Origin of the sequence: Streptomyces sp. NPDC005899, from assembly GCF_040629645.1 — a bacterium.
In the GTDB taxonomy this organism is placed as follows: Bacteria; Actinomycetota; Actinomycetes; order Streptomycetales; family Streptomycetaceae; genus Streptomyces.
The window spans coordinates 1-9806 of the sequence record NZ_JBEXWB010000245.1; the positions used below are offsets into that span (position 1 = coordinate 1).

7 protein-coding genes are annotated in these 9806 nt (G+C 71.7%); 4 read left to right on the forward strand and 3 right to left on the reverse strand.

Translation table 11 applies throughout. The features are described 5' to 3' along the window. Window positions 1-62: 62 nt before the first annotated feature. Complete coding sequence (locus ABZ371_RS23375; protein WP_358682884.1) at window positions 63-1433, reverse strand: DUF1996 domain-containing protein; 1371 nt, start codon at window positions 1431-1433, stop codon at window positions 63-65. Between the two features lie 1324 nt (window positions 1434-2757). Here ABZ371_RS23375 and ABZ371_RS23380 point away from each other — a divergent pair. The 3 genes from ABZ371_RS23380 to ABZ371_RS23390 all read left to right on the forward strand — a co-directional run bounded on the left by ABZ371_RS23380 (window position 2758) and on the right by ABZ371_RS23390 (window position 7086). Further along, complete coding sequence (locus ABZ371_RS23380; protein ID WP_358682886.1) at window positions 2758-5508, forward strand: AAA family ATPase; 2751 nt, start codon at window positions 2758-2760, stop codon at window positions 5506-5508. A gap of 103 nt (window positions 5509-5611) precedes the next feature. Continuing rightward, complete coding sequence (locus ABZ371_RS23385) at window positions 5612-6445, forward strand: alpha/beta hydrolase (RefSeq protein WP_358682888.1); 834 nt, start codon at window positions 5612-5614, stop codon at window positions 6443-6445. Between the two features lie 71 nt (window positions 6446-6516). Further along, entirely contained in the window at window positions 6517-7086 is a 570-nt protein-coding gene (locus tag ABZ371_RS23390; RefSeq protein WP_358682890.1) for a sigma-70 family RNA polymerase sigma factor, read from the forward strand. A gap of 374 nt (window positions 7087-7460) precedes the next feature. Here ABZ371_RS23390 and ABZ371_RS23395 read toward each other — a convergent pair whose 3' ends face one another. Then, a complete protein-coding gene (locus tag ABZ371_RS23395; protein ID WP_358682892.1) occupies window positions 7461-8690 on the reverse strand; it encodes an amidohydrolase family protein in 1230 nt (409 codons plus the stop codon). 133 nt (window positions 8691-8823) lie between these two features. On the opposite strand from ABZ371_RS23395, the gene ABZ371_RS23400 reads away from it, so the two are divergent. Beyond that, complete coding sequence (locus tag ABZ371_RS23400) at window positions 8824-9294, forward strand: MarR family winged helix-turn-helix transcriptional regulator (RefSeq protein ID WP_358682894.1); 471 nt, start codon at window positions 8824-8826, stop codon at window positions 9292-9294. Window positions 9295-9609: 315 nt separating this feature from the next. Here the strand turns inward: ABZ371_RS23400 and ABZ371_RS23405 are convergent. Then, a partial coding sequence (locus ABZ371_RS23405; RefSeq protein ID WP_358682896.1) for a hypothetical protein occupies window positions 9610-9806 on the reverse strand: 197 nt, incomplete at its 5' end.

The window sequence follows — 9806 nt, forward strand, 5'->3', positions numbered from 1 at the left end:
GACGCTGGCGACACCGGTCCGGGCCCCCTCGCCGACGCCCGCCGTGGACTCGACGCACAGGGTCAGAACGTGCCGGCGGAATTGCACTTGGCCTTCTGGTTGATGCAGTCCTTCACGCGGTGTCCGAGAGCGGCGTTGTCCCAGGCGTTGAAGAAGTCGCCGTGGATGGACGATGCCATGCCCGAAGCCAGGCGGAAGCCCGCGGTGCTGCCGCTGGTCGGATAGCTGACGACGAAGGAGAGGTTGGGGATGGCGACAGGGTAGGCGCCGCTGCACTTGCCGTCGTAGGTGGTCGTGACGTGCGACTTGTGGTCGGGGCTGTCGAGGTTCTTGCCGTCCCAGCAGTCGGGGAAGACGAGCTGGTGGGTGAGATGGGCCTTCGGGGCGCAGCGCGGCCAGTTGCCGTCGGCGCTGCGGCCGATCTCACCGCCCTCGCCGGCGCACCAGTACTGGCCGGTCGAGCCCGCCGGGGTGGGCGTCTGGGTCTTGGCGCTGCCCGCGATCATGCGGAACCCCTGCGGGAAGGGCACGATCGCCGAGGGGTCGATGAGCCGGGAACCGTAGTACACGATCATGCCCTCGGCTTCGACCGCCTTGTCGCCTTCGTACAGGGTCGGGATCCAGTAGGCCGAGAGGTCGTTGGCAGGGGTGCAGCTGGTGGGTGTGTTGGCCAGGAGCGAATCGGTCGTGGTGAACGCGTCGGTGCTCTTGTTGCCGAAGAAGCTGTGCATGTGGGAGGCACCGGGCAGGCCGGGCACGACGATGGGGTCGTCCGGCTTGGAGTGGCTGTAGGAGCAGGTGGCGTTGAACTCCGGGACCCGGACGATGCCGGCGGGCACCGCGGCGGGCGTCATCGCACGGAACTGAGCCAACTGGGCGTTCCACTTGGCCTGGTCGATGGGGACCCATCCGGCGGCCGGGCTGTCGCCCGCGCCGACGAAGGAGAACCAGTTGATGTTGACGAAGTCGCCGGTCCCCGTGCTGCGCAGCACGGCGAACACCGTCTGTGAACCGGTGGGATGGGTGGTGACGTCGGTGGCCTGGGTCGCCCAGGTCTGCCAACCGCCGGTCGGGGCGACCGGTATGACGGCGAGCAGGGGTCCGGTCAGGCTGCCGGTCCGGAATTCCACCGTGCCCGAGCCGACGGCGGACGCGATCCGGGCCGAGACCGTCAGCCGGCCGGCCGCGCCGAGGTCGACGTTGTCGAAGCGCATCCAGTCGCCGTTGGCGAGGAACGCGGCGTTCTGCCCGCCCCCGATGTCCCCGGTCGCCTCCGAGGCGACACCCGACTGGGCGGCGTAGGACTCGGCCTGGACGGTGACCGTCGCGGCCTGGGCCTGCGGGGTCGATACGGTCAAGCTCAGGGCGGCGGCCAGCACGAGCGCCAGAGCGCTCACCAGCAGTGTGTACAGATGGACGGGATATCTGCGCATGTCGCTTCCTTACGGGGTCAGGGGTGACGGGTCCGTTCGCGGAAATACAGCGATGGGAGAGCGGGAGGCGGACAGTGGCGTTTGCCCGCAGGGGGGAATCGGGTGTCTCGGAACACCGCCCGCAGGGGGCGGGCGGAGCTGCCCGGGACCTTCGCGGTCACCGGGCGGTCGGGGGTGCCGGTGGACGCGCGCGCAGGGGACGAGCGGCTGGGCGGGGCGGGGGCGTCGGTGTCCGGCGGGCCCGGTAGGTCACACCTCGATCCGAGAGGCCTTGACATAGGCGGCTTCCCGGTCGAGGACGACCCGGCTGATCCCGGTACTCGCCGCGAGGTCGGACCGAATCCGCCGCGGGTCGGCGAACGCGCTGGGCCGGCGCGTCCCGGGGTCGCCCTCGACGGCGCCCCCGGGCGCTGAGGTTTCCCTCGGTGGGGGAGGAGGTGGCGGGCTTCGCCTGCGGGAGCGGCCCCTCCGCCGCCTGTGCGGGAGGGGCAGGGGCAGGGAGGTCGCGGAATGCGAGCGGTGCGGCCCCGAGGCTGTAACAACCTGACGCGACGCGGCAGCGCTCGCATGGCGACTCCTCTCGTGAGGGGAGTTCAGAGAGCGCTCCCTGGAGGGGAGGATGGAGGGACGGGTGCATGCTGTCAAGGCTTATTTCACCTCGAAGGAAAAGGACCGAAACATGCACGACACCCGAGTCCGCCCGAACGGGGTGTGGCCTCGGCGGAGCGCCGAGGCCACGGGTGTCGGGACCGGCTGAGTTGATGGCTGTGGCAGCCGGCCGGTGCTCCGGATGCGACGGGTACTGACCGCACCGAGCTTGTGGGCGGCGGGGGTGGGTCGAGGCTGTCGAAGCCGGTCGGCACGCAGGGGAGGATCTGCCCGGACGGGCGGCTGCCCTTCCTCTCCTGTGGAGCGTGTCCGGCTTGCGAAGGGTGCAGCCGGATGGAAACGGGCGGCTGCGTCCGTTTCCTCGGCATCGTGTCGGGCCTTGTGGTGGGGAACGGGGTAGGCGATCATGCCCGCCGCGAGCGCGGCTGCGGCCACCGTCCCGAGGCCGGAGGTGCGCCCGCGCCCTGGGTCAAGGCCCGAAAGCCGTTCGGCGGGTCACGGCCCGAAAGCCGTTCGGCCCGCCGTGATCTCGGCGGCTCGGTTCGACGAGCGCGGACCGCGGTCGTGCCCACCCGGCGGCGTGCATACCATTGTGCGGTCGGCATCCAGACCCGGCCTCCAGATCGCCTGCCAGTGGAGATGCCGCCGGGTCGCCGGGTTCCGCGATGACGCGGAACCCCCGGTGCCGGGGAGACGCAGAGAATCGGAGTCAGGCATGCAGAGGCGGGCGCTGCTGGGGCGCGAGACGGAACGTCGCGCGCTGGCTGCCCTGGTCGAGCAGGGGGCCGCCGGGTCGGGCGGCGCGACGGTGATCACCGGAGCGCCGGGCGTCGGCAAGTCGGCGCTGGTCGCAGAGGCCGCGGCTGCCGCAGCGCGCGGCGGGACCCATGTGATCACTGCTGTGGGGGTCCAGTCCGAGGAGAACCTGCCCTGTGCCGGCTTGCACCAGTTGGTTCACCAACTGCGGGACAGAATCGATGACTTGCCGGAGCGGCAGCGTACGGCGTTGCTCGCAGCCGTCGGGCTCGTCGACGAGGCCGTCCCCGATCTGTACCTCGTCGGCCTGGCCGCGCTGACTTTGCTGACGGACGCGGCAGCTGAGGCGCCGCTGCTGGTGGTCGTCGAGGACGCCCACTGGATGGATCATGCCAGTCTCGATGTGCTCGGGTTCGTGGCGCGGCGGATCGAGTCCGACCCCCTCGTCCTGGTCGCCGTCACCCGGCGCCTTGACGACCGCCTCAGCAGCGCCGGCCTGCCTGTGCTGCACCTGGGTCCGCTGACGGACGAGGTGTCGGGTGAGGTGCTGGACGCGGTGGCCCCCGGCCTGGGACAGCAGGTCAGGCGGCGGCTGCTGGAGGAGTCCGCCGGAAACCCGCTGGCACTGACCGAGCTGCCGGTCGCGCTGCGGTCGGTCGGCGGGGCGTACGCGCTCAACCCGGGTCCGTTGCCGCTCACCGCACGGCTGGAGAGGACCTTCACGGCACGGGTCTCCCGCCTCCCGGCGGACACCCATACGGTTCTGCTTCTCTCGGCCCTCAACGGCGACGGAACGATGGACGAGTGCCTCGCGGCGGCGACCCGGATGCTCGGAACGGTCGTCGAGGCCACCGCTCTCGAGGCGGCGATCGACGCGGGTCTGGTAGAAGCCCGGGGGCTGGCCTTCAGACACCCGCTGATCCGCTCGGCCATGTACCACGCGGCTACCGTCGCGGAACGACAGACCGCACACGCCGCTCTGGCCGCCGCGCTCCAGGGGCAGCCCGATCGACAGGCATGGCACCGTGCCGCCGCCACCGCGGGTCCCGACGAGCGAGTAGCCCGGGATCTGGACTCCACCGCCGGCAGGGCCCTGCGGCGTGGCGGTGTCGCGGCAGCCCTTGCCGCGCTGAGGCGGGCGACGGAGCTGACGGCGGAGCCGTCCGCGCGGGCGGACCGGCTGCTCCGGGCGGCGGAGCTCGCGCTGGAGTCGGGCCAGGGTGAGGTCGCGGCACATCTGCTGGCCCAGGCGCGCTCACTGGACCTCTCGGTCCGGGACCGGGGCCGCGCGGCCTGGGTCAGCATCGCCCTGGCCGAGGGGACACGGGGCGAGGGCGCCGCGACCGCCGAACTGGCCGAGCTGGCGGTCGAGATCACCGCTGGAGGCGAACCGGCGCTGGGCCTGCGCATGCTGTGGGGAGCGGTCCTGCAGTGCTTCTGGGGAGAGCCGGGGCCGGCCGCCCGCGAGCGGGTCGCCGCCGCCGCCGACCGGATGCCCGTGCATGCCGACAACGCCGACCTGGTCGCTCTGCGGGCGTACTCGGCCCCGGTCGAGCGCGGGGGAACGGTCATGGAAGACCTGGCGGGACAGATGGAGCGCTCGTCGGAGAACGCGGAGGGAGACCAGCTCCTGGGGGGCGCCGCCGTGACGGTGGGTGCTCCCGCCCTGGCAAGCCGGTTGACGACGAGGTCGCTGGACGCCCTGCGGGCGCAAGGCAGGCTCTCGATGCTGGCCCGCGCCCTCTGCGTCCAGGCGGGGAGCGCAGCACGGCTGGGTGACGTCCGCGCTGGTCTCCTCGCCGCGGAGGAGGCCGCGTCACTGGCCCGCGAGACCGGCCAGCCTCTCGTGCACGCGATGGTGAACGCCATCCGCGCGCAGCTGGCAGCCGTCAGCGGCGACCCGGCGTCCGAGGCGTGGGCGGCGGAAGCCGAGCGCGCGGCCCTTCCCAGCGGCGGGCGCCCGGTGCTGGCCATCGTGCAGATGGCGCGCGGGCAGGCGGCGCTCTGCCAGGGCCGCTACGGCGACGCGTACGGGCACCTGCACCGTGTCTTCGACCCGGCTGACTCCGCCTTCCACCCCTGGCTGCGCTTCTACGCGGTCGCGGAGCTGGTCGAGGCGGCTGTGCGCAGCGAGTCCCCCGGGGAGGCGCGCGACATCGTGCAGGAGCTGACCCCGCTCGGGGAGACGACTTCTTCGCCCGCCCTGCTCTGTGGACTGCGACTGGGCCGGGCACTGCTGAGCCCGCAGGATGCCGCCGAGCCGCTCTATAGGGCGGCCGTCGACGCCGTCCCCACGGAATGGCCGTTCGAGCGGGCGCGGGCGTGGCTCGCCCTCGGCGAGTGGCTGCGGCGGCACCGGCGGCCCGCGGAGTCCCGCGCCTCCCTGAAGGCCGCGCGCGAGATCTTCGACGCCCTCGGCGCGTCGGCATGGGCGGAGCGCACACGGCAGGAGCTACGCGCCGCGGGCGCGTCGTCCCCTCGCCAGGATCCGGCCGCGGTGGACCAGCTGACCTCCACCGAGCTGCATGTCGCCCAGCTCGCCGCGCAGGGTCTGACGAACCGGGAGATCGGCGAGCGGTTGTACGTCTCGCCCAGGACGGTGAGCACCCATCTCCAGCGGATGTTCCCCAAACTGGGGGTGACGTCCCGCGGCGAGCTCGCCGCGGTGCTGGGCGCCACGACGACGTACGCCGAAGACGCGGCGTCATGACGTACGCCGAAGACGTAGTCCGACGGACGCGGTCCCCCCTGCTCGTTTCCTAGGTTTGCGCCATGCCCGGTTCGCACACGGCGGACGGGCGGGGAGGCACACCATGGGAACCATCACCGTCGGAGCCGAGGGCTCGACCGGCATCGAGCTGTACTACGAGGACCACGGGACGGGGCAGCCGGTCGTCCTGATCCACGGCTACCCGCTGGACGGGCAGTCGTGGGAGAAGCAGACCGATGCGCTGGTCGCGGCCGGCTACCGCGTCATCACCTACGACCGCCGAGGCTTCGGCCGGTCGAGCAGGACCGCGACGGGTTACGACTACGACACCTTCGCCGCCGATCTGGACACCGTACTGACGCGGCTGGACCTGCGGGACGTGGTTCTCGTCGGGTTCTCGATGGGCTCGGGCGAGGTCGCCCGCTACCTCGGCCTCCACGGTTCGCGGCGGGTGGCGAAGGCCGCGTTCCTCGGTTCGCTCCAGCCGTTCCTGTTGCAGACGCCGGACAACCCCGCCGGTGTGCCGCAGAGCGTCTTCGACGGCATCGCGGAGCAGGCGGAGGCCGACCGCTACGCCTGGTACGAGAGTTTCCTCGTCGACTTCTTCAACACCGACGAGACGCTCGGGACGCGGCTCAGCGAAGCCGCGCTGCGGGCGAACTGGGCCACTGCCGTCGGCTCGGCGCCCATGGCGGCGTACGCGTGCGTCCCGGCGTGGCTGACGGACTTCCGGGCCGACGTGGAGCGCATCGACGTGCCCTCGCTGATCCTGCACGGGACCGCCGACCGGATCCTGCCGATCGACGCCACGGCCCGCGAGTTCCGCCGCCGCCTGCCCGACGCGCGGTACGTCGAGATCGACGGCGCTCCGCACGGACTGCTGCTCACCCACGCGGCCGAGGTCAACGCCGCCCTGATCGACTTCCTCGCCACCTGAAAGCCGGCGTATCCCCCTCCGCACGTCACCGAACACTCGAACAGGATTGGGCGCCTCTCATGCACGGGATCATGGAAACGGAGGCCACTGCCCTCGTTGCGACGTCGTCGCGGACCCGGCACCTCGCGTCGGACGCTGACTGCGACGCCTTCATCAAGGACATCTACGACCAGTACGGCCCTCTGCTCGTCCGGTACGCCACCCGGCTGCTGGACGGTGACTGGCACAAGGGGGAGGACATCTTCCAGGAGACCGCTGCCCGGGCCTGGAAGCACGCCCGCTTCCTGGGCAGCCGCAACGAAGCCCTCAGACCCTGGTTGTTCACCGTGGTCAGAAATCTCGTCATCGACCACTACCGGGCAGGCCGGATCAGGCCGTTGGAGCTCATGCCCGTGGAGGAGCTGGACACGTCCGGCGACAGCACGGCATCCACGATCGACTCCCATGCGGTGGTGCAGGCCCTGGGGGAGCTGAACGAGCAGCAGCAGACCGTCATCCGCCTCATGTACTTCCTGGAATGCAGCGTGAACCAGGCTGCCGAGCACCTCGGCATACCGCCCGGCACCGTCAAGAGCCGGGCCTTCTACGCCGTGCGGGCGTTGCGCAAGGCCCTGGAGAAGCAGGGGATCCTGGGGGTGTAGCCGTCCCGAGGCGGGTGCCCGCCGGAGCCCTCCCCAGGGCCCGAGTGAGGTACGGGCGCAGGTACGCCGCGTCGGGTCCGCCCCGTCACCGCCCGCTGCGACGGCACACGCCGAGCACCGGTCGAGGGACGAAGGCGAAGGCAGGACCGTCCGTGGGGACCTTCCCCGCTCGACGGCACGGCGTAGCAGCAGACGCAGTGCCTCGGCTGACACGCGACCGCCTCGACCGCGGACAGGCGGGATGAGGTGCGCCGAACACGCGCACCGGGACCGCCCGCTCGCCGCGGCGGTCCCCGGCGGATTCCGCCTCGGGCAAGGCGGCCCGGTCGGTGGATCTGCGCCGGCGGCATGGGGTGGTGTGCGGCAGTCGGCGGTCAGCTTTCGAGCCGGGTGCCGCGGCGCCAGACGGCCCGGGTGTTGAGGGTGTCGCTGATGGTGGTGGTGGGGTCGCCGTCGACCAGAAGCAGGTCGGCGCGCAGACCTTCGGCGATGCGGCCGCGGTCGGTCAGGGCGAAGCGCCGGGCGGTGGTGGAGGTGGCCGCGCGCAAGGCCTGTACCGGGGTGAGGCCGGCCCGTACGAGGTACCGCAGCTCGTGGTGGACGCTGGCGCCGTGGGCCAGTCCGCCCAGGAACGGCATCGCCATGGACGCATCGGTCCCGGCCAGGATGTCGACACCGGCTTCGTGCAGCGCGCGCACGGACCCCAGCACGTCGGCGATGCGCCCTTGAGGGTAGTGGCCGAAGCTGCTGCGCAGCGTCTTCGTCCAGGCCTCGTCCAGGCGGGACGCCACCCGAGGGTCATCGGCCAGCTCGTCACCGGTGATGCCCATCATCGAGGCGTCCAGCACGACGCAGGGCACGACGAAGGCTCCCGAGTCCCGGATGAGCGTGATGATCTCGTCGGTGTGCGGGCCGTCCATGAACAGGTGGACCAGGCCGTCGATGCCGGCCTCGATCGCCATGCGGGTCGCGTCGATCGTCAGTGTGTGGGCGACGGTGAGCATGCCGAGCCGCTTGGCCTCGGCGACGCCTGCGTTCAGGGTGGCACCGTCGAGCATCGGCAGGCCGGGGTGGCCTTCGACCGAGCCGTCGTCCACCATGAACTTGATGTAGTCCGAGCCGCGTTCGATCAGCTGAGGAATGAATCCGACGGCCTGCTCGGGGGTGCTCGAGAACGGCATCAGCGGCGCCGGCCCGGTCGGCCGGGCCGCACCGGGCGGCGGGCCGGGACGGAAACCCTCGGGAAACAGTTCGCTGGGGTGGCCGCCGGGCGGGGTGATGGCGAACCCGGAGGAGCGGACGTCCGCCAGGGCATCGTCACCGGTGATGTGCGCACGATTGCCGGCGGTGTTCGTCCCCTGCATCTCCAGCTCGGTCGTCACTCCGAACCGCAGGGCGAGTGCCAGGGACTCCGCATCGGTATGGACGTGGGCGTCGATCAGACCGGGCAGCAGCGTTCCGCCCTGCGCATCCACGATCTCGGCTCCCGCGGGTGCCTGTCCGCCGACCGCGAGGATCCCGGTGGCATCGAGGACGACGGTGCTCGCCTCCAGCGTCCGGTCGCCGTCGAAAACCCGTGCGTTGATGATGGCCGTGGTGCTCATGGCTGTTTCCTGTCGTTGTCCGTCCGAAGCGGAGACCGGTCCTGCCGGCCCCACCAATCCTCTGCGAAATGCAGATGTGTGCATCATTGCATGTAATTGTGTTTCGCAGTGACCTGGAGCTACGCTGTCGAGCGTGACCGGCGGAAACGAGACCCAGGACGACGCACTGCTGGACGCGGTCGGCGCGGCGTTCGCCCGACTGCGCCGCCGCACCGCTCTGGTGGACGTCGATCCACCGGTCACGCGCAAGGACCTGACCCGCAATCAGGTCATCAACATCGTCGACGAGGCCGACGGCGAGATGACCGTCGGTGGCATCGCCCACCAGCTCACCGTCGACTCCTCCGTCGCCAGCCGGATGGTGAGTGACTGCATCGCCGCGGGCCTTCTCGTACGCGCCGCCTCCCAGCGCGACGGCCGCCGCACCGTGCTCCACCTCACCCCCGCGGGCGCCGCCCTGCGCGACCGCTTCGGCAGCCAGCACCGACAGGCCTTCGAGCACATCACACGTGACTGGCCCCGGGCCAAACGCCTCGAATTCGCCCGCATGCTCATCGACTACGCCGACGCCGCCGCCGAACTCGGCACCCCCACCGCACGCTGAACGGCCACGGACCCGTCCGCGAGAGGCGTCCGCACCCTCGTCGGTCCAGCTGTGGCGCCTTCACCTCCGCGTGGCCCGTCGTGACAGGGCACCGCCGTCGTGCGGTTCCTCGCGATGGGACGCCGGGCCTGCTCACACCCTGCGCGAGCACGACCCGGACCACGTGCCGGCGGACGGCACCTCGGCGGGTGCGACCGCATGGGCGGCGGACGCGCACATTGCGCCCACACGCATCGGCGCCGTGGTCCGGACGAGCCCGATCGTCACCGACCCCGGTGGCCTGCTGCGGATCTCGCAGACCTTGCCGTGCCACGCTCAGGAACTGATGGCCGCGCGCACCGCCCCGTCCGAATCCGCGAGCGCCAGGACGCCGCGATCGTCGCCGAGCGCGACTGCGCCGGTGCCGACTCCTGGCCGCCGCCCGCCCGACGGCGCACCGCACCGGCCGAACGGACGCTGAGCCGGGGACTCGCCCAGGCCCGCGCTCGTGTCGCACGGGGCGTCGCCGGCCG